The following is a 23,986-nucleotide window of genomic DNA, read 5'->3' as shown; positions in this document are numbered from 1 at the left end:
ACGAACGACGGAAGGGGCATACCACCGGCTTGCCGGACCTCATGCCCCGGATGATACTTGGATGTCGCGGCCGGACAGTCCTGCCGCCCTGGAGGCATGATGAACAAGGTTGAGCGGGATATAGCCAATTTGCCGGATACGATGGTTTCGGTGCGTGAAGTGTTCGGAATTGATTCCGACATGAAAGTACCGGCCTATGCGGCGGGCGACTCCTATGTGCCGGAGCGTGATCCGGATTATCTTTTCGACCGTCAGACGACGCTCGCGATCCTGGCCGGTTTTGCCTATAACCGCCGCGTGATGGTTTCGGGCTATCACGGCACGGGTAAATCGACCCATATCGAACAGGTTGCATCGCGCCTGAACTGGCCTTGCGTCCGCGTCAATCTCGACAGCCATGTCAGCCGTATCGACCTCGTCGGCAAGGATGCCATCGTCGTCAAGGACGGCGTGCAGGTCACGGAATTCAAGGAAGGCATTCTGCCCTGGGCTTACCAGCACAATGTCGCGCTTGTGTTCGACGAATATGATGCCGGTCGTCCGGATGTGATGTTCGTGATCCAGCGCGTGCTGGAAACCTCCGGCCGCCTCACGCTGCTCGACCAGAGCCGCGTTATTCATCCGCACCCGGCTTTCCGTCTGTTCGCGACTGCCAATACGGTGGGCCTCGGCGATACGACCGGCCTTTATCATGGCACGCAGCAGATCAATCAGGCGCAGATGGATCGTTGGTCCATCGTGACGACGCTGAACTATCTGCCGCACGACAACGAAGTGAACATCGTTCTCGCCAAGGCCAAGCAGTTCCAGAATGCGGAAGGCCGCGAGATCGTCAACAAGATGGTTCGCGTTGCCGACATGACCCGTCAGGCTTTCATCAACGGCGATCTTTCGACCGTGATGAGCCCGCGTACGGTCATCACCTGGGCTGAAAATGCTGCGATCTTCGGCAATGATGTCGGTTTTGCCTTCCGCCTGACCTTCCTCAACAAGTGCGATGAACTGGAACGTGCGACGGTGGCTGAGTTCTATCAGCGCGCCTTCGGTACCGAACTGCCGGAATCGGCAGCCAATATCGTTCTGGCCTGATGCTGTTCTCCTGAAAGCGGAGACCGCTTTCAGGGCAAAGACAAGCATGAGGAAAATTGATGATACCTGTCGCCGCTATGGCGGCAGGGCCTTGATTTGATGGGAAGCAGGATAGGCATATGTCAGGCCAGATGTCAGGAATGGGCGACAATTCGCGTGAGCGCAAGCCGGGGCCAGTGGACTCCGAGCCGTTCAAGCGCGCGGTAACGGCTTGCATGCGCGCCATTTCCGGCGAAAACGAGCTGGAAGTAGCGTTCAGCAATGATCGCCCCGCTCTGACGGCCAATCGCGCCCGACTGCCCGATCTGCCGAAGCGCCCGACCGCGCATGATATTGCGGTTACGCGTGGCCTTGGCGACTCGATGGCGCTGCGTCAGGCGCGCCACAATCCCCGCATTCATGCGCAGCTCGCGCCGGAAGGCAAACAGGCGCGCGCCATTTATGACGCCGTTGAGCAGGCCCGTGTCGAGGCAATCGGCGCGCGCGCCATGGCTGGCGTTGCCGATAATCTGGCGACCATGCTGGCAGACAAATATGCCAAGGCCAATTTCTCGGCTGTTACGGACAAGGAAGATGCGCCGCTTGAGGAAGCGGTGTCGCTGCTCTTGCGCGAAAAACTGACCGGACGGGCAGCACCTGCTGAAGCGGGTCAGGTGCTGGAGCTGTGGCGCGACTGGATCGAGCAGAAGGCTGGCGGCGATCTGGCGCGTCTGGGTGAAAACCTCGACGATCAGCAGGCTTTTGCACGCACTGTGCGCGATATGCTCGCATCGATGGACATGGCTGAAGAGCTGTCGCAGGAAGAGCCGAGCGACGATCAGGAACAGAACGAAGAACAGACGCCCGATTCCGACGAGAACGAGGAAGGCGGCGACGAGAGCCAGGAAGGCTCCGATTCCGCTGAAAGCGAAGAATCCGACAGCTCGAGCGAAGAAGGCGAGCAGGGCGAGATGGATGCTGCCGACGCATCCGCTGACGATATGGACGAGAGCGAGGATATCGACGCGGAAACGCCGGGTGATACGCGTCGTCCCAACCAGCCTTTCGGCAATTTTGCCGAGCAGATCGACTATAAGGTTTTCACACGAGAATTCGATGAAGAGGTCGAGGCGACGGACCTGTGCGACGAGGCTGAGCTCGACCGTCTGCGCGGCTTCCTCGACAAGCAGCTTGCCAATTTGCAGGGTGTGGTGGGCCGTCTGGCCAATCGTCTCCAGCGCCGCCTGATGGCGCAGCAGAGCCGTTCCTGGGATTTCGATCTGGAAGAGGGCTATCTCGATTCGGCTCGTCTCGTGCGTATCGTGATCGATCCGACCCAGCCTCTGTCCTACAAGATGGAGCGCGACACGGATTTCCGCGATACAGTCGTGACGCTGGTTCTGGATAATTCCGGCTCCATGCGTGGTCGTCCGATCACGGTTGCGGCCACCTGCGCCGATATTCTTGCCCGCACGCTGGAGCGTTGCGGCGTCAAGGTGGAAATTCTCGGCTTCACGACCAAGGCCTGGAAGGGTGGTCAGTCGCGCGAAGCCTGGCTGTCACGCGGCAAGCCAGCCAATCCGGGTCGTCTCAACGATCTGCGCCACATCGTCTATAAGAGCGCTGACGCGCCATGGCGTCGTGCACGGCGCAATCTTGGCCTGATGATGCGTGAAGGCCTCCTCAAGGAAAATATTGACGGTGAGGCACTGATCTGGGCGCATCAGCGCCTGTTGGGCCGTCCCGAGCAGCGCAAGATCCTGATGATGATCTCCGATGGCGCGCCGGTCGACGATTCGACGCTGTCGGTCAATCCGGGCAACTATCTGGAACGCCATCTGCGCGCAGTGATTGAAGAGATTGAAACACGTTCGCCGGTCGAGCTGATCGCTATCGGTATCGGCCATGACGTGACGCGCTATTACCGTCGCGCCGTGACGATTGTCGATGCGGAAGAGCTGGCAGGCGCCATGACCGAGCAGCTTGCATCCCTGTTCGAGGAACAGGGCGCGGCCGCAGCCGGTAACGGCAAACGCCGGGCTGGCGGACGACGCTAGGGCGGTTCCGGTTAAAACGGAATCGTGGAACCGCTCTATCTATTTGTTTCGACGCATTATCCGACGCATCGAAGCGGGATTAGAAATCAGTCCAGTGGACTGATTTCCCCGCGTAGGCGCTTCGCACTTTTGCTGGAAATGCTCTAAAATAAAAGGGGCTCACGAGCCCCTTTTTTATGCCTTTTCTACAGTCGCCCGACCCGATGAATAAAGCGACGGGGCGAATATGGCGAGGATCGCGCCATAGGGAATCAGCATCAGCGTTCCCATGATGACCTTCACGAAGAAATCGCCGAAGGCGAGCGATGCCCAGAGAGGCACGCCAAGGCCGAGGAACGATGCCGGTTCCGTCAATGACGAATCAGGCATTCCCGTCAGCATATCGATCCATGCGAATTGTGCGGCAAAAGCGATCGAGAAGAACAGGATCGTATCCAGCACCGAGCCGAACATGGCGGCGGCAAAGGGCGCCTTCCACCAAGTCTTGCGACGCAGACGGTCGAAGACGGTGATGTCCATCAGCTGTGCCAGCAGAAAGGCCGAGCCCGAAGCGATGGCGATACGCGGCGTTGCGAGCCAGATCGACATCACGACACCGAGCACGAAACCGGCATAGACGACCTTGCGCGCGGCGGCGGGGCCGAAGCGACGATTCGTCAGGTCATTGACCAGAAATGCTACCGGATAGGTGAAGGCGCCATAGGTCAGCACTTCGCCAAGGCCGAAATGCTGGAAAGGATACTGAACCAGAATATTCGATGCGGCGACCGCAACGCACATGGCCAGTACAGCCGGCAAAAGCCGGGAAAATGCAGGATTCTCAATAGGCATTTTTTTATCCTGGGTGATGGAACCAGCAAAAAAGGCCGACAAAATGTCAGCCTTTTTTGTCAAATCTTCAAGACTGTATTCTTACAACACATATATCCGAAAACCATTCGGGATATGTGTTGTGCTCTGTCTGAAGCAAAATCCTATTCGAAAGGCCAGCGGCCTTTCAGGATTATTGCTTAGGCAGCAACAGCTTCAGCCTGCTTCTTCGCGATCTGGCGCTTCAGAAGACGAGCGCGCTGCGACAGTTCCTTGTCGTCAGACTTGACGAGGAAAGCGTCGAGGCCGCCGCGATGTTCAACCGAACGCAGAGCGTTGGCAGAAACGCGCAGACGATAGCTCTGGCCGAGTGCTTCAGAGATCAGCGTAACGTTGCAGAGGTTCGGCAGAAAGCGGCGACGCGTCTTGTTGTTCGCGTGGCTGACATTGTTGCCGTACTGGACCGACTTGCCGGTCAATTCACAAGCGCGGGACATTTTGGTCTCACCTTCAATTTTGTTTTCTCAGGCCCCGACCCGAATGTCCGAATTCAAGCATTCAAAGCAACTTAATGCTGCTGGCGCGCGATTTCGGACAGGCGGCCTATTGGGAAAGTCGCGTTTCTATAGTGACAGGAGCGCTGGCAGTCAAGTGAGATTCCGCCGCGAAGCCGTAACAGCGCGGTTTTACGGCATTCAGATCGCCTTCACGAAACGATACGATCATAACTTCGCCGGTTTTGCCTGTTGCACAGATACTGTATCGAAGAATCTCTCGCAACTTTTTGACAGCTCAATGTGGTTGAAAACCATAGGCCGCCACTTCCGGGCCGGGACGCAGAAAGGAACGCCGAATATGATCGAGCCGCCACTTTTATTGAAACCTGTACGGAATCGGCTGAAACGGCTTGTTCTGTTGTCATGCGCAGGTTTCGCGCTGAGCGCAGGGGTAGCACAGGCGGACGATCTCTACAGAACCGATTACGAGATATCGATTTTCGGCCTTTCCATCGCGCGCGCCGCCACCGAGACAACGGTCAGCGGTTCCCGATATAATCTGAACGGCAATTTCAAGACTTCCGGCCTCGCGCGCGTCTTCGATGACACCGCCGGAACCGTGCATGTCACCGGCAATGCGGTCAAAGGGAAGGTGATTCCGAGCACCTTCGATCTCAATTACAAGCATGGACGGAAAAACAAGCGCACGACCATTCGATTTGCCAATGGCAATGTCGTGGCTGCGGAAAACCAGCCGCCAGTGAAAAAGCGCGATCCATGGGTAGAGACTTCACCGCAGGATCTGCTCAATGTCAGCGATGCGCTGAGCGCTTTGATGATTCCCGCTACCGATCCGAGTTCGGTCTGCAATCGCACGCTGAGCGTGTTTGACGGGCAGACACGGGCCGATATCAAGCTTTCCTTCAACGGCACCGAATCGTTCACCGCTGATGGCTTTACCGGCGAGTCGGTCATCTGCTCGGCCAAGTTCATTCCGATTTCCGGCTATCAGAAGGGCAAGAAGTCGATTGACTATCTGGCCAATAAGAGCCGGATCAGCGTTTCCTTCGCCTCATTAGGCAATTCGGGCATCTATGCGCCAGTCGTGGCGCGAATCGGTACGCAGATCGGAACGCTGAAGATTTCCGCCTCGCGCTTCGAGAAGGTGAATTAGCGCCTCAGTGCGCCGGATGCAGGCATTCGTCGTGATTGCCCAGAATTTCGATGACCCTGCATTGGTCGATGCGGCCATGCGCGGTGCATTCCAGCATCCGTTGCAGTTCCGTCTTCAGGGACAGAAGCTTGGCGATACGATGCTCGACTTCAATAAGCCGGGCGCGGGCAATAGCGTCGGCCGTGGCGCATGACTGATCCGGATTGTCCTGCAAGTCGAGCAATGTGCGGATTGAATCCACCTCGAATCCCAGATCGCGCGCGTGGCGGATGAACAAAAGCCGCTCGACGTCGCTCTTGTCATAAAGGCGGCGATTGCCCTCCGTGCGCGGGGGCACCGGCAGCAGACCGATCTGCTCATAATAGCGAATTGTCGGCACTTTGACGCCGCTGGCCTTGGAAGCTTCGCCGATGGGAAGGTTGGTTGTCATTTTCCTCTTGCTCCTCTAGTCGCTAGAGGATGTAGACCTCGTTCAGGACAATTCAAGAGTGCTCCGAAAGGGCAGGTCATGAATAAGGCAATAAACCAGATTCGTTTTCGCGTTGACGGCATGGATTGTGCATCCTGCGCGACCAAGATTGATACCGCCATACGCCGCGTGCCGGGCGTGAAGGACGTCTCCGTTTCGGTGACGGCTGGCACGATGACCGTGCAGCATGATGGCAGCAGCGATCCGGACAGCATGGAAAAGAAGGTGCGTAGCCTTGGCTATGGCGTCGAACGGTTGGCCGTTGAAAAGCGCGCCGCAGCGCCCAAGGCTGATGCGCATGCGCACGACCATGACCATGGGAGCTGTGACGGTCATGATCACAATCACGACCATTCTGGGCACGACCACTCCGGACACGACCATTCCACACATGATCACGATCATTCCGGGCACGATCATGCGCATGAACAAGCCTTGGAAAAGGTGATAGCGGCATCGTCCAGCAGCTTCCGTTTTCAGGTGGCGGGCATTGATTGTGCTTCCTGCGCTGCGAAGATCGACACGGCTGTACGGCGTGTTGCAGGCGTCAGCGATGTGTCTGTTTCCGTGACCAACGGGACCATGACCGTCAATCATGACGGCTCCGCAAACAGCGACGAAATCGCCGGAAAGGTCACAGGGCTGGGTTATAAAACCGCGCTCGCCGCAGCTCCATCCGTAGATGCGCCGAAGGCCAGTGCACCATCCAAGCCTCTGCCATGGTGGCGGACGGACAAGGGCCGCACGATGCTTATCTGTGGCGGCGGTCTGGTTGCGGCCTATGTGATCGGTCATCTTTATCCGCCGGTCGCTCTGTGGGCCTTTACAGCGGCGATGCTGATCGGGCTCGTGCCTATTGCCAAGCGCGCCTATATGGCTGCGATCAATGGTACGCCGTTTTCCATCGAAATGCTGATGACGATTGCCGCCATTGGCGCGGTCTTCATCGGTGCGACCGAGGAAGCGGCGGCGGTCGTGTTCCTGTTCCTCGTTGGTGAATTGCTGGAAGGTGTCGCGGCGGGCAAGGCCCGGGCCAGCATCCAGTCGCTGACTGCCCTTGTCCCGAAGACCGCCTTTCTGGAGCGTAATGGCGCGACCACGGAAGTTGCCGCCGACAGCCTTGCTGTAGGCGATATCATTTCCGTGCGACCCGGCGACCGAATGCCGGCGGATGGTGAAATCCTGTCCGGCGAAAGCGCTATCGATGAAGCGCCGGTTACCGGTGAAAGCACGCCGGTTGGCAAGGGCGTGGACGACACGGTTTTCGCTGGCACGATCAATGGCGATGGTCTGCTGCGTGTGAAAGTTACGGCAGAGGCGCAGGACAATACCATTGCGCGCGTCGTGCGACTGGTGGAGGAAGCCCAGGAAGCCAAGGCCCCGACCGAACGCTTCATCAACCGCTTCTCGACCTGGTATACACCTGGCGTGGTGGTGGTTGCCGCACTCGTGGCTGTTCTGCCGCCTCTGGTGGCGGGAGCTGAATGGGGCGAGTGGATCTATAAGGGTCTTGCGATTCTGCTGATCGGTTGCCCTTGCGCGCTGGTCATTTCCACACCGGCTGCAATCGCTGCGGCCCTGTCGTCGGGCGCCCGGCGCGGCCTTCTCATGAAGGGCGGCGCTGTGCTTGAAACCATCGGCAAGATCACCGCCGCCTGCTTCGACAAGACTGGTACGCTGACCGAAGGCAAGCCGAAGGTTACGGATGTTCTTGCCGGTGCTCTGCCGGAGGACGAGGTGTTGCGCCTTGCGGCATCGCTCGATGCTGGCTCAAGCCATCCGCTGGCGCTGGCCATCGTGTCGGCTGCGGAAGAGCGTGGGTTGAAGCTTTCTGCCGTCGCGCAGGGTAAAGCGCATGGCGGCAAGGGCGTTTCCGGTGTTGCGAATGGGACCGAACTGTTTCTCGGGTCGCGAAAGGCTGCAAACGACGTGGCAGCTGTTTCTGATGAACTGGCCGCACGCATCGCCGCCTGCAATGACGATGGCAAGACGGTTTCGGTGCTGGTCGCTGGCGGCAAGATCGCTGGTGCCATCGCCATGCGTGACGAACCGCGCGCCGACGCTATTGCGGGTCTCAAGGCGCTGAAAGATGCCGGTATTCGCACGGTTATGCTGACGGGCGATAATCGCCGCACAGCGGAAGCCATCGGGCGCGATCTGGGCATCGATGTGCGAGCCGAATTGCTGCCCGAAGACAAGCAGCGCATTGTCGGCGAATTGCGGGGTGAGGGGCAGGTTGTTGCCAAGGTTGGCGACGGTATCAACGATGCGCCCGCTCTTGCCGCCGCCGATGTTGGTATCGCCATGGGTGGCGGGACCGATGTGGCGCTGGAAACAGCGGATGCAGCCGTGCTTCATGGCCGGGTCGGCGATGTGGTGGCGATGGTCGATCTGTCGAAGCGCACCATGCGTAATATTCATCAGAATATCACCATTGCGCTCGGCTTGAAGGCTGTCTTCCTGGTTACCACCGTGCTGGGCATAACCGGGCTGTGGCCCGCCATTCTGGCTGATACCGGCGCAACCGTGCTGGTGACGATCAATGCGCTGCGACTGTTGAGGCAGAAAGCTTGACTGGCTCCAGCCTCATCCTCCTGAGGAGGTGGAAGCACCGGTCAAGATGAGGGCGCGCGCTGGGTGCGGGAAGAGACTACTCGCCGATCAGATCGCGGATGCGGTCACCATATTGCTTGCCGAAGGCGACGTGTTCGGGATTGATCCCCTTCACTTCATCGACAAGCTGGTCTTCTTCTTCCGCATCGACGGCGGCCAGAGCGCTCATCATGGCGAAATAGGCGAGAAGATAATCGCGCGGCGCAATGTTCTGCGCTTTCATCAGCTCCACGACCTGCGGGCGCGATTCGATACTTTTCACCATGGAATCCATCGAGGGCTGCGCATCCTGCCCCTCTTCCGAGGTAGGCGAAAGCTGCATCCGTTCCAGTTCGCCATGAATCTTTTCCATGCGCGTCAACAGGTCTTCGGTTAGCTTGAAATTGTTAATTTCGGCTGGCGTTTCCGGCGGCGTGGCGATCGACAGAATGTCTTCCGCATAAGCCATCCCGGCAGAAGCAGGCAGAACAACAAGCGACAGGCCGAGCAGGGCGGTGCGGTTCAGGCTTTTGAAGCGGGAAAAGGTCATCGTCGTCTATCCTAAAAGCATAATCCCGAACAGTTGCAGACTTTTCGGACAAGATTATGCGTGAAACAATTGTCTAGAGTGGTCGCCACAGGCGACGGCTTTAAAACATGTCTTTGCGCTTGCGAATCTCTGCAAACACGGCTTCGTCGGGCGCATCCTGCATGCCAAGGCGGGCACGAATACGGCTGTCATGCCAGCGCAGGAAAGGATTGGTGGCCATTTCGAGACTAATGCTCGACGGCAGGGTCATCTTGTCGGCAGCGCGCAGCCGTCCGATCTCCAGCGCCCGTTCTTTCAGCGCGGAATTATCCGGATCGATGGTCAGCGCAAAGCGGGCGTTGCTTTCGGTATATTCATGGCCGCAATAGATGGCGGTATCGCCGGGCAGGGCGACCAGCTTTTGCAGCGACTGAAACATCGTCGCGGGCGTTCCCTCAAAAAGCCGTCCGCAGCCGAGCGCAAACAGCGTATCGCCGGTGAAAACCGCCTTGGCGTCCGGGATGTAATAGGAAATCTCGCCCGCTGTGTGGCCCGGTGTTGCGATGACCCTGACCTTGAAAAGCCCAAAGGTGAATTCATCGCCGTCGCGAACCGCGCGGTCGATGCCGGGGATTTTGCTTTCTTCGGCCGCCGGGCCGATGATGCTGAGGCCAAATTTCTTTTTCAGCGCCGCATTGCCTTCGACATGGTCGAGGTGATGATGGGTAGTGAAAACGAAATCCAGCGTCCAGCCGCGCCGCTCAAGCGCTGCTTCTATGGCGTGGGCATCCGGCGCATCGATGGCCGCCGTCAGCGCACTGACCGGATCGTGGATCAGGACGCCATAATTGTCACTGCGGCAGATGAATTGTTCGATATCCAGCTGTTGTGCGATGGCGACCATGCCGCGATTCCCTCAATGCCTGCCGCTCGTTCATTTTCCGTGCATGATCTTTTTGGGATCATGCACCTATGATGCGGGCTTATTGTCCTCTGTCAATGAATGCTTCTGGATAAGCGGCATTTGTAAAAGCGTGAAGACAACGGTGATGGGCATAATGCCCCAGACCTTGAACGAGACCCACGCATCGGTGGAGAAATTGCGCCAGACAACTTCGTTGGCAACCGCCAGAAAAATGAAGAACAGGCCCCAGCGGAAGGTAAGCTTCTTCCAGCCCTCGGCATCGAGCCGAAAGGCCGAATCAAACACATAGCCCAGAAGCGATTTTCCGAAGAACAATCCGCCAAGGAGAATCGCCCCGAACAGCGTGTTGACGATGGTGGGCTTCATCTTGATGAAGGTGTCGTTGTGCAGCCAGAGCGTCAGCGCGCCGAACACCAGAACCACGATGCCGGAAATGAGCGGCATGATGGGCAGCGTGCGCGTCAATGCCCACGAAATGCCAAGTGCGATCACCGTCGCGACCATGAAAAGGGCGGTGGCCAGAAAGATCGGCTCGCCGATGGAGGCGAGCACCGGAAAATGCTCGATCAGCGTTTCGCCGCGCGCATTGGCGAAAAAGAACACCAGAAGCGGCCCCAGCTCCAGCACCAGCTTGAGCAGCGGCTGCACTTCCTTGCGCTCGACTTCGCTCTTCTGCGACGGATCGCGTTCGAAGACGGGGTGCTCCATCAGGCAACTCCTGCAATGGCGCGGGCAAATTCATTGGCCGCAAATGGTTCGAGGTCATCGACACCTTCGCCGACGCCGATGAAATAGACCGGCAGCTTGTGCTTGGCCGAGATGGCAACAAGAATGCCGCCCCGTGCCGTGCCGTCAAGCTTGGTCATGACCAGCCCGTTCACACCAGCGATATTCTTGAAGATTTCGACCTGATTGAGCGCGTTCTGACCGGTCGTGGCGTCGAGCGTCTGCAGCACCGTGTGCGGTGCTTCCGGGTCGTGCTTGCCAAGCACGCGCACGATCTTGGCAAGTTCATCCATCAGCTCGGCCTTGTTCTGCAAGCGTCCGGCTGTATCGATAATCAGCACGTCGCTGCCAGCGTCCCGGGCTTTTTCCCAGGCGTCATAGGCAAGACCGGCCGCATCAGCACCGAGTTTGGACGAGACAACGGGTGCGCCTGTGCGCTCACCCCAGATATGGAGCTGTTCGATGGCTGCTGCGCGGAAAGTATCGCCTGCCGCCAGCATGACCTTGAGGCCGCCCGCCGTCAGCTTTGCTGCGAGCTTGCCGATGGTCGTGGTCTTGCCAGTGCCGTTGACGCCGACAACCAGAATGACGTGCGGTTTGTGGGAAAGGTCGAGTTCCAGCGGCTTGGCGACAGGGCCGAGCACTTTTTCGATTTCCGTGCTCATGATCGAGCGCACTTCATCGCTCGAAACATCCTTGCCATAGCGCCCGGAGGCCAGCGCATCGGTAACGCGCATTGCGGTTTCAAGGCCGAGATCGGCCTGGATCAGCACATCTTCCAGATCCTGAAGCGTGTCTTCGTCCAGCTTGCGCTTGGTGAAAATGCCGCCGATGGATTCGCTGAGCGAAGAGGATGAACGCGACAGACCGCGCCGCAAACGCTCGAACCACGACAGTTTCGGCTCGGCCACAGGGGCGGCAGGCGCTTCTTCTGCCTGTTCCTCCACTGCCTTGGAAACCTTGACCTTTTTCGGCTTGGCGGGCGCAGGTTCTGGTGTCGCTTCCGCCACCGGCTCCGCTGCAACGGGCGCTGGTGTTTCGACAGGCTTCGGCTCTTCAGGCTTTTCTGGTTCGGGTTCAGGCACAGGAGCCGGTTCTGGCTCCGGCTCCGCTTCGGATTCCGGTGCGGCCTCGGGCTCGGGCTCGGGTTCTGGGTCTGGCTCTGGCTCAATAAATGGCGGCTCGATCACCGCCGGTTCCATGACCGGCGGCTGTTCGATTGGAATTTCGATTTCCGCGACAGGATGTTCCGGCTCGGGCTGCGCTTCGACAACGTCCTCGACCGCAGGCTCCGGCGCCTTTTCGGCAGGTTCAATAACCGGTTCCGGCGCGGCGCAGGCCGCCGGTTCTTCGGCAACCGGAGCTTCCGGCTCTGATGGTGCCTCTACGGCTGCTTCTTCCGGTATTTCAGCCGGTTTCGGCGCTTCCAGTGCAGCGGGCGCTTCCGGTTCTGGCGTTTGCGTGGCTTCGGTGATTGTGTCGGGCGCCGGTTGGTCGACCGGTCTTTCCTCGACCTCCTTCTTGCCGAAGGAGAACATTCTCTTGATGAAACCGATTGCCATGGATTCCGATGCCTTGTTTATGCAGCTGATGGTCAGGCGGCGCGGGTGAGAAGTTTCTCACCGTCGTGGCCCGTTACCACACGTTCGATAATCTGACCCGGAGCGGCAGCTTCCGCGCCGCCTTCGACGGCTGCGAGCGTAAAGCCTTCCGTGCGGGCAATGCCTTCCTTCTCGATCAGCAGACGCTGGGTCGTGCCGGTGAGCGAGGCAAGATGTTTCTCATAGGCCTTGTCGCCTTCAGCGCGCAGCCGGGCGGCGCGCTCCTTGACGATTTCGCGCCGCACCTGCGGCATGCGCGCGGCAGGTGTGCCTTCGCGCGCGCTATATGGGAAGACGTGCAGATGGGTCAGGCCGCATTCCTCGACGATCTTCATCGAGTTCTGAAACATGTCCTCGGTTTCGGTTGGAAAGCCGGTGATGATATCTGCGCCGAACACGATATCGGGACGCAGCGAACGCACCGTTTCACAGAAACGAATGGAATCGTCGCGCAGATGGCGGCGTTTCATGCGTTTCAGGATCATGTCGTCACCTGCTTGCAAGGACAGGTGCAGATGCGGCATCAGCCGCTTTTCATTGGCAATGGCGTCCATCAGGTCGTCATCCGCCTCGATGGAATCGATGGATGAGAGACGCAGGCGCTGAAGGTCCGGCACCTGATTGAGAACCGTCTTGACCAGTTTGCCGAGACGCAGGCTTCCCGGAAGGTCGGGACCGTAGGAGGTCATGTCCACGCCGGTCAGCACCACTTCGGCATAACCGTTGCCGACAAGGCGCTTCACCTGTTCCACGACCGCACCCATCGGCACCGAACGGGAATTGCCGCGACCATAGGGGATGATGCAGAACGTGCAGCGATGGTCGCAGCCATTCTGGACCTGCACGAAGGCGCGTGCGCGACCTTCGATGGCGTCGACCATGTGGCTTGCGGTTTCGCGCACTTCCATAATGTCGTTGACGCGCACCTTCTCAAACTGGTTCACGCCGAAATCGGGCAACATGCGATAGGAGTTGGATTTCAGCTTTTCCTCATTGCCAAGCACGAGGTCCACTTCATCCATGGATGCGAAATTGTCTGCTTCGGTTTGTGCCGCGCAGCCGGTTACGATGATGCGGGCTTCGGGATTTTCGCGGCGCGCCTTGCGGATGGCCTGACGGGCCTGTCGCACGGCTTCCGACGTCACGGCGCAGGTGTTGAAGATGATCGCGCCATCCTTCAACTGTCCAAGACCGGCAGCGTCGGCTTCGCGCTTCATCACCTCGGATTCATAGGTGTTGAGGCGGCATCCGAATGTTACGACTTCCACGCTCATCAGGCAGCACCCTTGTCCGCAGACGTGCTCGCCGTTGGACCGCCTTCAAGGTCGCGGCTCCAGTCGCCGCTTGCCGGATCGAATGTGCCGGAAAATTCCCACTCAGCCGGGCCGGTCATCATGACATGATCGTCGTCACGCCATTCAATCAGCAGAGGGCCTCCCGGAACATTGACCGTCACCTTGCGGCCGGTGCGGCGCGTGCGTGCGCCGGAAACAGCCGCGGCGCAGGCGGCAGAACCGCAGGCGCGGGTCAGCCCGGCGCCGCGTTCCCAGGTGCGCAGGTCCATCGTTTCCGGTGATGTGACGCGGGCAATCGAGATATTGGCGCGTTCCGGGAAAATCGGATGGTTTTCCAGAAGAGGGCCGAACTTTTCCAATTCGTAGGACCACACATCGCGGTCCACCCAGAAGATTGCATGCGGATTGCCCATCGAGGCGACCGAAGGCGAATGCAGCACTGGCGCATCGATAGGGCCAACCTGAAGCTCGATCATGCGCGTGTCTTGAAATTCTTCGGCAAGCGGAATTTCCTGCCAGCCGAAACGCGGCTTGCCCATATCGACGGAAATCAGCCCGTCATCATGTTCTTTGGCGGTCAAAATTCCCGCGCGGGTCTCGAAGGTGAAGGCGCGCTTGCCGGTCTCGGCGGCCAGCGCCTGCACCACGCAGCGCGTGCCATTACCGCAGGCCTGTGCTTCCGTGCCGTCGCAATTGATGATCGATATATAATTGTCTGTGCCCGGCGTGCGCGGATCATGAATGGCCATGATCTGGTCGAAGGCCGTTTCGCTCGCACCGGCAAGATGAATGGCGGCGTCAGGCGTGATGCGGTCTGCGCGGCCGCGCATATCGGCAACGATGATCTGATTGCCGAGCCCGTTCATCTTGGCGAAGGCTGCCCTGGTGGCCATAGCTGTCGTGGTTCCGTTCTGCCTGCGGCTGCATTGATGCAACCGAAAGGTTCGTTCAATGGGTTATCTGGCGTCTATATGGCGGAAAACCCGGCAAATTGCCAGTGCCAGCAATATATCTAACATTGCTATCAGCTCATATGGCCGGTTGCGCGGTTCCGTTTCGAGCCATGCACCCGAAAAACTGTGGCCTTCCTGTCCCAGTCCCAAAATTTATGAGCAATTTCAAACCCGGATTGATCACTCCTGCGCAAATTGCCGGGTGATGGTGTTGATTTTTTAACCATATAGCCATTTTATCGCGCCAATATTGGTGTGATAGCTGGGTTTCGCGTGAGCGTGGTTTGCGCCGCTATCCCAAGACCTCGACCGAAATGGAGAACCTGATGGGAATTTCGAAAGCAAGTTTGCTGAGCCTGGCAGCGGCTGGCATCGTATTGGCCGGCTGTCAGAGCTCCCGGATGGGCAACGACCTCGGGCCTGTTTCCCCGCCGCCTCCGCCAGCACCCTTGCAGGCCGCGCCGCAGGGTTCTGTGCAGAAGGGCAATCTCAATTCGCCGGATGGATCGCAGTTCCCGACCGCTCCAACCACCAATCCCGGCATGCAGCCGGGCAATACGCAGGTTGCAAGCCTGCCGCCCGCATCGGCGCCCGACTTGACGCCGGGTAGCGTCGCAGGCGTCTGGAACGCCTCGCTTGGCGGCCAGAGCTGTAAGGTTGCCACGCCGCAGACCAAATATGGTCAGGGTTTCCGCGCAGGTCCGCTGCGTTGCCCGGGCGAACTGGCAAACCTCGCTTCCTGGGCCGTTAACGGCAAGCAGCTTGTGCTTTACGATGGATCGGGCGGCACGGTCGCTTCGCTCTATTCGTCCGGTCAGGGCCGTTTCGACGGTCAGACCACGGGCGGTCAGGCCCTGTCACTTTCGCGTTAATCTGAGATTGGCGCGCTGATTTAAACGTGGCGCGCTGATATAAAGCCGAAACAATCGATCGCGGCGGGGCGTCTCCGGACTGCTCCGCCGAATTTTAAGTAGAGGTTTCACGGAACCTGTCATGTCCTTTGATGGTAATCTGAAAGCGTTTCCCTCCGTCCGCGAGCATTACGATGCATTGGTCGTATCTGGCGAAGTGGAGGCCGATCCCGCGCAGCTCGAACTGACCAGCCGTTATGACCGGCTGATCGAGGAGATTTGCACCAAGCGGCTTTCGCGCAAGTCCAGCGCGCTTGGCTGGCTTTTCGGCAAGCGCAAGCAGGCGCAGGAAATCGTCAAGGGGCTTTATGTTCATGGCGAGGTCGGCCGCGGCAAGACCATGCTGATGGACATGTTCTTTTCGCTTCTGCCCGTCGAACGCAAACGCCGTGCGCATTTCAATGATTTCATGGCTGACGTGCATGATCGCATCAATGCGCATCGGCAGGCCCTGAAGCGCGGTGAGACCAAGCAGGACGATCCGATTCCGCCAGTTGCCGATGCGCTGAGCGCACAGGCATGGGTTCTGTGTTTCGATGAGTTCACGGTGACGGATATTGCCGATGCGATGATCCTGTCGCGCCTTTTCAGCGCGCTTTTCGCACGCGGCGTCGTGCTGATCGCCACGTCGAATGTTGCGCCGGATAATCTCTATCGTGACGGTCTGAACCGCCAGCTGTTCCTGCCCTTTGTCGATATTCTCAAGAAGCATGTCGACGTGATCAATCTCGATTCGCGCACCGACTACCGTTTGGAAAAGCTGGACCGCCAGCCGGTCTATCTCTCCCCGCTGGGTGGCGAGACGGCGAAGCGGATGGATGCCGCCTGGGCTGCGCAGAAGAACGGCGTGGAAGAAAAGCCGGACGTCATTCGCATCAAGGGGCGTGATGTCGAGGTGCCGCATTCCGTTCCGGGCGCTGCGCGTTTCAGTTTCGAAGAACTGTGCAGCCGCCCGCTCGGGGCTGCGGACTATCTGGCCATTGTTGGCCGCTATTCCACTCTGTTTATCGACAATGTGCCGATGCTCGATCTTTCGCGGCGCAACGAAGCCAAGCGCTTTATCCTGCTGGTGGATGTACTTTACGACCATCATGCCCGCGTGTTCATCACGGCGGAAGCGCAGCCGGAAAAGCTTTACGTTGCGAAAAGCGGCACCGAGGCATTCGAATTCGACCGCACCGCATCACGTCTCTTCGAGATGCAGAGCGCCGAATATCTGTCGCAGATACCGGAGAGGGCCGACTGAGTTCGGTGCTTTTCTCCGATCGGTTTGCCCATCGGTTTGATCTTGAAGACGGCTCACCGATTCTGCGAGCCGTCTCTGGCTACAAATGTCTAGCCATATCATCTGATTGCCACAGACTGGACTTATATCCTCAATCGGCTATCGTGCCCGCGCAAATTCAGCGCCCCGGCCCCGAAACGCGAAAGCGAATTTTTGGAAAGCAGGGTGTGTAGGTTCAGATAGTTAGAGCGACCTGATACGTTCGGAAGGATGTATCTGCTCTAGGATTGTTGCTCCCGGCATTCGCATGCGGGATGCGGCAATGACCGATCGGATTGGCGGCTTGCCTATCGCATCACTGGCAGGGTGATGACGGGCGAGACAGAGGGGAATTGCCATTATTTCGCCTAATTATCTTACGTTTACGTAAGAACATATAATTCTAACCGATTGAAAACATTGGTCGCAAAATAATGAGTTGTGTTTTTTTGCAAAGAGTCATATCGAACCCTCGCAGCGCTTAAGCGTTTCCGGGAGGACACCGGATGGCTTCATGCGTTTCTGGATCAAACTTGAGGAAAGAAACAATCATGGCACGCAACAAGATTGCCCTCATCGGCTCCGGTATGATTGGCGGCACGCTCGCTCATCTCGCCGGTCTGAAGGAACTGGGCGACGTCGTCCTTTTTGATATTGCGGAAGGTACTCCGCAGGGCAAGGGACTGGATATCGCCGAATCTTCTCCGGTTGACGGTTTTGATGCGAAGTTTACCGGCGCCAACGATTACGCAGCCATCGAAGGCGCGGACGTTGTCATCGTTACCGCAGGTGTGCCGCGCAAGCCTGGCATGAGCCGCGACGATCTTCTGGGCATCAACCTGAAGGTGATGGAACAGGTCGGCGCAGGCATCAAGAAGTATGCGCCTGAAGCCTTCGTCATCTGCATCACCAACCCGCTCGACGCGATGGTCTGGGCTTTGCAGAAGTTCTCGGGCCTTCCGGCTCACAAGGTTGTCGGCATGGCTGGCGTTCTCGACAGCGCCCGTTTCCGTTATTTCCTCTCGGAAGAGTTCAACGTTTCGGTTGAAGACGTCACGGCATTCGTGCTCGGCGGCCACGGCGACAGCATGGTTCCGCTGGCTCGCTACTCGACCGTTGCTGGCATTCCGCTGCCGGACCTCGTCAAGATGGGCTGGACCAGCCAGGAAAAGCTCGACAAGATCATCCAGCGCACCCGTGACGGCGGCGCGGAAATCGTCGGTCTGCTCAAGACCGGTTCGGCTTTCTACGCTCCGGCTTCTTCGGCCATTCAGATGGCTGAATCCTACCTCAAGGACAAGAAGCGCGTTCTGCCCGTCGCTGCCCAGCTGACCGGTCAGTATGGCGTGAAGGACATGTATGTCGGCGTGCCGACCGTGATCGGCGCCAATGGCGTTGAACGCATCATCGAAATCGACCTCGACAAGGACGAAAAGGCCGAGTTCGAAAAGTCGGTGGCTTCGGTTGCCGGTCTTTGCGAAGCCTGCATCGGTATCGCTCCGTCGCTCAAGTAATATCCAGACAAGGCCGGATGCTCTGTTTTTGACGGGGCTCCGGCCTTTTCCGGCTGTCAATCCGTACCGGTTCGCCAAACGAACCGGGAATCCGTAGAGGACAACCAGATGAATATTCACGAATATCAGGCCAAGCGCCTGCTTCACACCTACGGCGCGCCGATCGCCAACGGTGTGGCTGTCTATTCCGTCGAGCAGGCGGAAGAGTGGGCAAAGACGCTTCCCGGACCGCTTTATGTCGTCAAGAGCCAGATCCATGCTGGTGGACGCGGCAAGGGCAAGTTCAAGGAACTCGGCCCGGACGCCAAGGGCGGCGTGCGCCTCGCCAAGTCGGTTGAGGAAGTGGTTGCCAATGCGAAGGAAATGCTCGGCAACACGCTCGTCACCAAGCAGACCGGCCCTGCCGGTAAGCAGGTCAACCGTCTTTACATCGAAGATGGCGCCGACATTGATCGCGAACTCTATCTCTCGATCCTGATCGACCGCACCGTCGGCCGTCCGGCTTTCGTCGTTTCGACCGAAGGCGGCATGGACATCGAAGCCGTTGCCGAAGAAACCCCCGAAAAGATCGTGACTGTCGCCATCGATCCGGCCAAGGGCGTAACGGACGAAGACGCCAACAAGCTCGCCGACGCGCTGAAGCTTGAAGGTCAGGCTCGCGAAGACGGCGTGAAGCTGTTCCCGATCCTCTACAAGGCTTTCACCGAAAAGGACATGAGCCTTCTCGAGATCAACCCGCTGATCGTCATGACCGATGGCCGCGTGCGCGTTCTCGATGCCAAGGTATCGTTCGACGGCAATGCGCTGTTCCGTCATCCTGACATTCAGGAACTGCGCGATCTGTCGGAAGAAGACGAAAAAGAGATCGAAGCTTCCAAGTACGACCTCGCTTACGTTGCTCTCGACGGCAATATCGGCTGCATGGTCAACGGCGCTGGCCTTGCCATGGCAACGATGGACATCATCAAGCTCTACGGTGCAGAACCTGCCAACTTCCTCGACGTTGGTGGCGGCGCTTCGAAGGAGAAGGTGACGGCTGCGTTCAAGATCATCACCGCTGATCCGGCTGTCCAGGGCATTCTGGTCAACATCTTCGGTGGCATCATGAAGTGCGACGTGATCGCCGAAGGCGTGATCGCTGCGGTCAAGGAAGTCGGCCTGAAGGTTCCGCTGGTTGTCCGTCTTGAAGGCACCAATGTGGAACTCGGCAAGAAGATCATCAACGAGAGCGGCCTGAACGTTATTTCGGCTGACGATCTCGACGATGCGGCGCAGAAGATCGTCGCTGCTGTGAAGGGGAATTAAGGCATGTCCATTCTCGTTAACAAGGACACCAAGGTTCTCGTACAGGGCCTGACCGGCAAGACCGGTACTTTCCATACCGAACAGGCGCTTGCTTACTACGGCACGCAGATGGTCGGCGGTATCCATCCGAAGAAGGGTGGCGAAACCTGGGAAGGTTCGAAGGGCGAAAAGCTCCCGATCTTCGCAACCGTAGCCGAAGCTAAGGAACGCACGGGCGCCGATGCATCCGTGATCTATGTTCCGCCAGCAGGCGCAGCCGACGCGATCATCGAAGCCATCGAAGCTGAAGTTCCGTTCATCGTCTGCATCACCGAAGGCATTCCGGTCCTGGACATGGTTCGCGTCAAGGAGCGTCTGGAACGCTCGAAGTCGCGCCTGCTCGGACCGAACTGCCCGGGCATCCTGACCCCTGAAGAATGCAAGATCGGCATCATGCCGGGCAATATCTTCAAGAAGGGTTCGGTGGGTGTTGTATCCCGCTCCGGCACGCTTACCTATGAAGCTGTGTTCCAGACCTCGAACGAGGGCCTCGGCCAGACCACTGCTGTCGGTATCGGCGGCGACCCGGTCAAGGGCACCGAGTTCATCGACGTGCTGGAAATGTTCCTGGCTGACGACGAAACCAAGTCGATCGTCATGATCGGTGAAATCGGCGGTTCGGCTGAAGAAGATGCGGCTCAGTTCCTCAAGGACGAAGCCAAGCGCGGTCGCAAGAAGCCAATGGTTGGCTTCATCGCTGGCCGTACGGCTCCTGCCGGACGCACCATGGGCCATGCCGGCGCCGTGATCTCCGGCGGCAAGGGCGGAGCGGAAGACAAGATTGCAGCCATGGAATCGGCTGGCATCCGCGTCTCCCCGTCGCCTGCGCAGCTCGGCAAGACGCTGGTCGAAGTCCTCAAGGGCTAAGATCGGTTCGAGTTTGAATATCCCGGCGGCGGCGAAAGCCGCTGCCGGGTTTGGCATAACAAAACATACTGAAGCCGGATACCGGGCTTTAAGGGAATGGCAGGCATTCGCGGTCATTCTCCGGTGTCGAACAAATAGACCGGGCGGTTCTGACAATTGCGTCGGAACAGATTGCTCGGGTCGCGTAGAAACGAGTTTTGCCGGGGTCTGTTGTGGTTCCTCCCCGGCGGCGTGAGGGATGAAGGTTTCGGCAACGAACTTCCGGAAACTTCCGGCCCGCGCAGATGAGCTACTGACAAGGAGACGGAGCAAAGCTCCGGATTAGGTTATGGCAAGGCAAGAACAGGCCAACGACGTTTTCGCCCTTACCTCGTTCCTCTATGGCGGCAACGCCGACTATATCGAGGAGCTGTACGCCAAGTATGAGGATGATCCGAATTCGGTTGATCCGCAGTGGCGCGATTTTTTCGCGAAGCTGGGCGATAGTGCCGAAGATGTGAAGAAGAATGCGCAGGGCGCAAGCTGGACCAGAAAGAACTGGCCGATTGCCGCCAATGGCGAACTCGTCTCCGCTCTCGACGGCAACTGGGCTGAAGTCGAAAAGCATGTGACCGACAAGCTGAAGGGCAAAGCTGCCCAGAATGGCAAGGGCGACGGTAAAGCCGCTGCCGCACTGTCCGCTGAAGAGATTGCACAGGCTGCACGCGACAGCGTTCGCGCCATCATGATGATCCGCGCCTATCGCATGCGCGGCCATCTGCATGCTAATCTCGATCCGCTTGGTCTGGCCGAAAAGCCGAACGACTATAACGAGCTGGAGCCGGAAGCCTACGGCTTCACGCCTGCTGACTACAATCGCAAGATTTTCATCGATAATGTGCTCGGTCTCGAATACGCGACCGTGCCGGAAATGCTCGACATTCTGAAGCGCACCTATTGCGGCACGATTGGCGTCGAGTTCATGCATATTTCCGATCCGGCTGAAAAGGCCTGGATTCAGGAACGCATCGAAGGTCCGGATAAAAAGGTTGCTTTCACGCCGGAAGGCAAGAAGGCTATCCTGTCGAAGCTTATCGAAGCAGAAGGTTTCGAACAGTTCATCGACGTCAAGTACAAGGGCACCAAGCGTTTCGGCCTCGATGGCGGTGAATCGCTGATCCCGGCACTGGAACAGATCGTCAAGCGCGGCGGTCAGATGGGTCTCAAGGAAGTCGTGTTCGGCATGGCTCACCGTGGCCGTCTGAACGTGCTCAGCCAGGTTATGGCCAAGCCGCACCGCGCTATTTTCCACGAGTTCAAGGGCGGCTCCTACACGCCGGACGATGTGGAAGGTTCGGGCGACGTGAAGTACCATCTTGGCGCTTCGTCGGACCGCGAGTTCGATGGCAACAAGGTTCACCTGTCGCTGACCGCCAACCCGTCTCACCTTGAAATCGTCAACCCGGTTGTCATGGGCAAGGCCCGCGCCAAGCAGGATCTGCTTGTCGGTCGCACCCGTGACGACATGGTTCCGCTGACCGAACGCGCCAAGGTTCTGCCGCTGCTGCTGCACGGCGATGCCGCTTTCGCAGGTCAGGGTGTGGTTGCCGAGTGCCTTGGTCTTTCGGGCCTCAAGGGTCACCGCGTCGGTGGCACGCTGCATTTCATCATCAACAACCAGATCGGTTTCACGACCAATCCGGCTTTCTCGCGTTCTTCGCCTTATCCGTCCGATGTGGCGAAGATGGTTGAAGCGCCGGTCTTCCATGTCAATGGCGATGATCCGGAAGCTGTGGTGTTCGCAGCCAAGGTTGCGATGGAATTCCGCATGACCTTCCACAAGCCGGTGGTCGTGGACATGTTCTGCTACCGTCGCTTCGGCCACAATGAAGGCGACGAACCGTCCTTCACCCAGCCGTTGATGTACAAAGAAATCCGCGCGCACAAGACGACCGTTCAGCTCTACAGCGAAAAGCTGATTGCCGAAGGTCTGCTCACTCAGGCCGATGTCGACAAGATGAAGGCCGACTGGCGCGAAAAGCTCGAAATCGAGTTCGAAGCCGGACAGAGCTACAAGCCGAACAAGGCTGACTGGCTTGACGGCGCCTGGGCTGGTCTGCGCACGGCTGACAATGCCGACGAGCAGCGCCGCGGCAAGACCGGTGTTCCGATCAAGACGCTCAAGGAAATCGGCAAGAAGCTGGTTGAAGTGCCGCAGGACTTCCACGTCCACCGCACCATCCAGCGCTTCCTCGATAACCGCGCCAAGATGATGGAAACCGGTGAAGGCATCGATTGGGCAACCGCTGAATCGCTGGCATTCGCCACGCTCGTTGCGGAAGGCCATCCGATTCGTCTGTCCGGTCAGGACGTGGAACGCGGCACCTTCTCGCAGCGTCATACGGTTCTCTACGATCAGGAAAACCAGAACCGCTACACCCCGCTGAACAATATTCAGAAGGGTCAGGCGATCTACGAAGCCATCAATTCGATGCTTTCGGAAGAAGCGGTGCTTGGCTACGAATATGGTTATTCGCTGTCCGATCCGCGTGCGCTGGTTCTCTGGGAAGCCCAGTTCGGCGATTTCGCCAACGGTGCGCAGGTCGTGTTCGACCAGTTCATCTCGTCGGGTGAACGCAAGTGGCTGCGCATGTCCGGTCTCGTCTGCCTTCTGCCGCATGGTTATGAAGGTCAGGGTCCGGAACATTCGTCCGCCCGTCTGGAACGTTATCTCCAGCTCTGCGCTGAAGACAACATGCAGGTTGCCAACGTTACGACGCCGGCTAACTACTACCATATTCTGCGCCGCCAGATGAAGCGTGACTTCCGCAAGCCGCTCATCATGATGACGCCGAAGTCCCTGCTGCGCCACAAGCGTGCTGTATCGAGCCTCAGCGAACTGTCGGGCGATTCCTCGTTCCACCGTCTGCTCTGGGACGATGCGCAGTACAACAAGGGCGAAGAAGGCATCAAGCTTCAGAAAGACGCCAAGATCCGTCGCGTCGTGCTCTGCTCGGGCAAGGTCTATTACGACCTGTACGAAGAGCGTGAAAAGCGCGGCATCGACGATGTCTACCTGCTGCGTGTTGAACAGCTCTACCCGTTCCCGGCCAAGGCGCTCATCAACGAGCTGTCGCGTTTCCGTCATGCGGAAATCGTCTGGTGCCAGGAAGAGCCGAAGAATATGGGTGCGTGGTCGTTCATCGATCCGTATCTGGAATGGGTGCTGGCGCATATCGATGCCAAGCATCAGCGCGTCCGCTACACGGGCCGCCCGGCTGCCGCTTCTCCGGCAACCGGCCTGATGTCGAAGCATCTTGCGCAGCTTGAGGCTTTCCTTGAGGATGCGCTCGGTAACTGATCCGGGTTATAGTTTTGGAGCAGTTTTTCGAAGCTGCTCCAACCTGAATT

General features: G+C 58.4%; 19 protein-coding genes. 10 read left to right on the top strand and 9 right to left on the bottom strand.

What is annotated here, in order from left to right; translation table 11 throughout:
* Positions 1-99: 99 nt before the first annotated feature.
* Together cobS and cobT are read left to right on the top strand one after the other, a co-directional pair.
* The gene (gene cobS / locus ACTJKP_RS00495) at positions 100-1,089 is read left to right on the top strand and encodes a cobaltochelatase subunit CobS (RefSeq protein WP_113533776.1); all 990 of its coding nucleotides are present in this window, start codon (positions 100-102) and stop codon (positions 1,087-1,089) included.
* 119 nt (positions 1,090-1,208) lie between these two features.
* Positions 1,209-3,125, top strand: coding sequence for a cobaltochelatase subunit CobT (gene cobT / locus ACTJKP_RS00490; protein ID WP_440629336.1), 1,917 nt, complete (start codon positions 1,209-1,211; stop codon positions 3,123-3,125).
* A 174-nt stretch (positions 3,126-3,299) separates the two neighbouring features.
* Here the strand turns inward: cobT and ACTJKP_RS00485 are convergent, their stop codons facing one another.
* Positions 3,300-3,956: a queuosine precursor transporter gene (locus ACTJKP_RS00485; RefSeq protein WP_138784146.1), complete on the bottom strand. Its 657-nt coding sequence runs from the start codon at positions 3,954-3,956 to the stop codon at positions 3,300-3,302.
* Positions 3,957-4,135: 179 nt separating this feature from the next.
* Positions 4,136-4,432, bottom strand: a complete 297-nt coding sequence (gene rpmB / locus ACTJKP_RS00480) for a 50S ribosomal protein L28 (protein WP_078337585.1) — start codon at positions 4,430-4,432, stop codon at positions 4,136-4,138.
* Positions 4,433-4,790: 358 nt separating this feature from the next.
* On the opposite strand from rpmB, the gene ACTJKP_RS00475 reads away from it, so the two are divergent.
* Positions 4,791-5,606 carry a DUF3108 domain-containing protein gene (locus ACTJKP_RS00475; protein ID WP_440629335.1) on the top strand — a complete coding sequence of 272 codons (816 nt, stop codon included), beginning with the start codon at positions 4,791-4,793 and terminating at the stop codon, positions 5,604-5,606.
* Positions 5,607-5,610: 4 nt separating this feature from the next.
* Here ACTJKP_RS00475 and ACTJKP_RS00470 read toward each other — a convergent pair whose 3' ends face one another.
* Positions 5,611-6,036, bottom strand: a complete 426-nt coding sequence (locus tag ACTJKP_RS00470) for a MerR family transcriptional regulator (RefSeq protein WP_078337583.1) — start codon at positions 6,034-6,036, stop codon at positions 5,611-5,613.
* Between the two features lie 78 nt (positions 6,037-6,114).
* Between ACTJKP_RS00470 and ACTJKP_RS00465 the strand changes: the two genes are divergently transcribed.
* Positions 6,115-8,649: a heavy metal translocating P-type ATPase gene (locus ACTJKP_RS00465; RefSeq protein WP_440629334.1), complete on the top strand. Its 2,535-nt coding sequence runs from the start codon at positions 6,115-6,117 to the stop codon at positions 8,647-8,649.
* 76 nt (positions 8,650-8,725) lie between these two features.
* Here ACTJKP_RS00465 and ACTJKP_RS00460 read toward each other — a convergent pair whose 3' ends face one another.
* The 6 genes from ACTJKP_RS00460 to dapF form a co-directional block, all read right to left on the bottom strand.
* Positions 8,726-9,217, bottom strand: coding sequence for a hypothetical protein (locus tag ACTJKP_RS00460; protein ID WP_440629332.1), 492 nt, complete (start codon positions 9,215-9,217; stop codon positions 8,726-8,728).
* 100 nt (positions 9,218-9,317) lie between these two features.
* Positions 9,318-10,100, bottom strand: a complete 783-nt coding sequence (gene gloB / locus ACTJKP_RS00455) for a hydroxyacylglutathione hydrolase (RefSeq protein WP_440629331.1) — start codon at positions 10,098-10,100, stop codon at positions 9,318-9,320.
* 66 nt (positions 10,101-10,166) lie between these two features.
* Positions 10,167-10,829, bottom strand: coding sequence for a septation protein A (locus ACTJKP_RS00450; protein WP_078337579.1), 663 nt, complete (start codon positions 10,827-10,829; stop codon positions 10,167-10,169).
* Entirely contained in the window at positions 10,829-12,409 is a 1,581-nt protein-coding gene (ftsY, locus tag ACTJKP_RS00445; protein ID WP_440629330.1) for a signal recognition particle-docking protein FtsY, read from the bottom strand. The genes ACTJKP_RS00450 and ftsY overlap by 1 nt, the downstream gene beginning before the upstream one ends.
* Positions 12,410-12,441: 32 nt before the next feature.
* A complete protein-coding gene (gene mtaB / locus ACTJKP_RS00440; protein WP_440629329.1) occupies positions 12,442-13,722 on the bottom strand; it encodes a tRNA (N(6)-L-threonylcarbamoyladenosine(37)-C(2))-methylthiotransferase MtaB in 1,281 nt (426 codons plus the stop codon).
* On the bottom strand, positions 13,722-14,636 hold the full coding sequence (gene dapF / locus ACTJKP_RS00435) for a diaminopimelate epimerase (protein ID WP_440629328.1): 915 nt from the start codon (positions 14,634-14,636) through the stop codon (positions 13,722-13,724). The genes mtaB and dapF overlap by 1 nt, the downstream gene beginning before the upstream one ends.
* Positions 14,637-15,022: 386 nt before the next feature.
* Between dapF and ACTJKP_RS00430 the strand changes: the two genes are divergently transcribed.
* The 6 genes from ACTJKP_RS00430 to ACTJKP_RS00405 all read left to right on the top strand — a co-directional run bounded on the left by ACTJKP_RS00430 (position 15,023) and on the right by ACTJKP_RS00405 (position 23,936).
* Positions 15,023-15,568 carry a protease inhibitor Inh/omp19 family protein gene (locus ACTJKP_RS00430; RefSeq protein ID WP_078337575.1) on the top strand — a complete coding sequence of 182 codons (546 nt, stop codon included), beginning with the start codon at positions 15,023-15,025 and terminating at the stop codon, positions 15,566-15,568.
* Positions 15,569-15,689: 121 nt separating this feature from the next.
* Entirely contained in the window at positions 15,690-16,853 is a 1,164-nt protein-coding gene (gene zapE, locus ACTJKP_RS00425) for a cell division protein ZapE (protein WP_440629326.1), read from the top strand.
* Positions 16,854-17,422: 569 nt separating this feature from the next.
* Positions 17,423-18,385, top strand: a complete 963-nt coding sequence (gene mdh / locus ACTJKP_RS00420; protein WP_078337573.1) for a malate dehydrogenase — start codon at positions 17,423-17,425, stop codon at positions 18,383-18,385.
* A 108-nt stretch (positions 18,386-18,493) separates the two neighbouring features.
* Entirely contained in the window at positions 18,494-19,690 is a 1,197-nt protein-coding gene (sucC, locus tag ACTJKP_RS00415) for an ADP-forming succinate--CoA ligase subunit beta (protein WP_078337572.1), read from the top strand.
* Between the two features lie 3 nt (positions 19,691-19,693).
* Complete coding sequence (sucD, locus tag ACTJKP_RS00410; RefSeq protein WP_078337571.1) at positions 19,694-20,596, top strand: succinate--CoA ligase subunit alpha; 903 nt, start codon at positions 19,694-19,696, stop codon at positions 20,594-20,596.
* Positions 20,597-20,924: 328 nt separating this feature from the next.
* Positions 20,925-23,936 (top strand): 2-oxoglutarate dehydrogenase E1 component, encoded by a 3,012-nt coding sequence (locus ACTJKP_RS00405; protein ID WP_440629325.1) that lies wholly within the window; start codon positions 20,925-20,927, stop codon positions 23,934-23,936.
* Positions 23,937-23,986: the final 50 nt, after the last annotated feature.

The sequence above is a fragment of the Brucella sp. 22210 genome, assembly GCF_052045675.1.
Taxonomy (GTDB): Bacteria; Pseudomonadota; Alphaproteobacteria; order Rhizobiales; family Rhizobiaceae; genus Brucella.
This window is presented reverse-complemented; position numbering and strand designations above follow the sequence as displayed.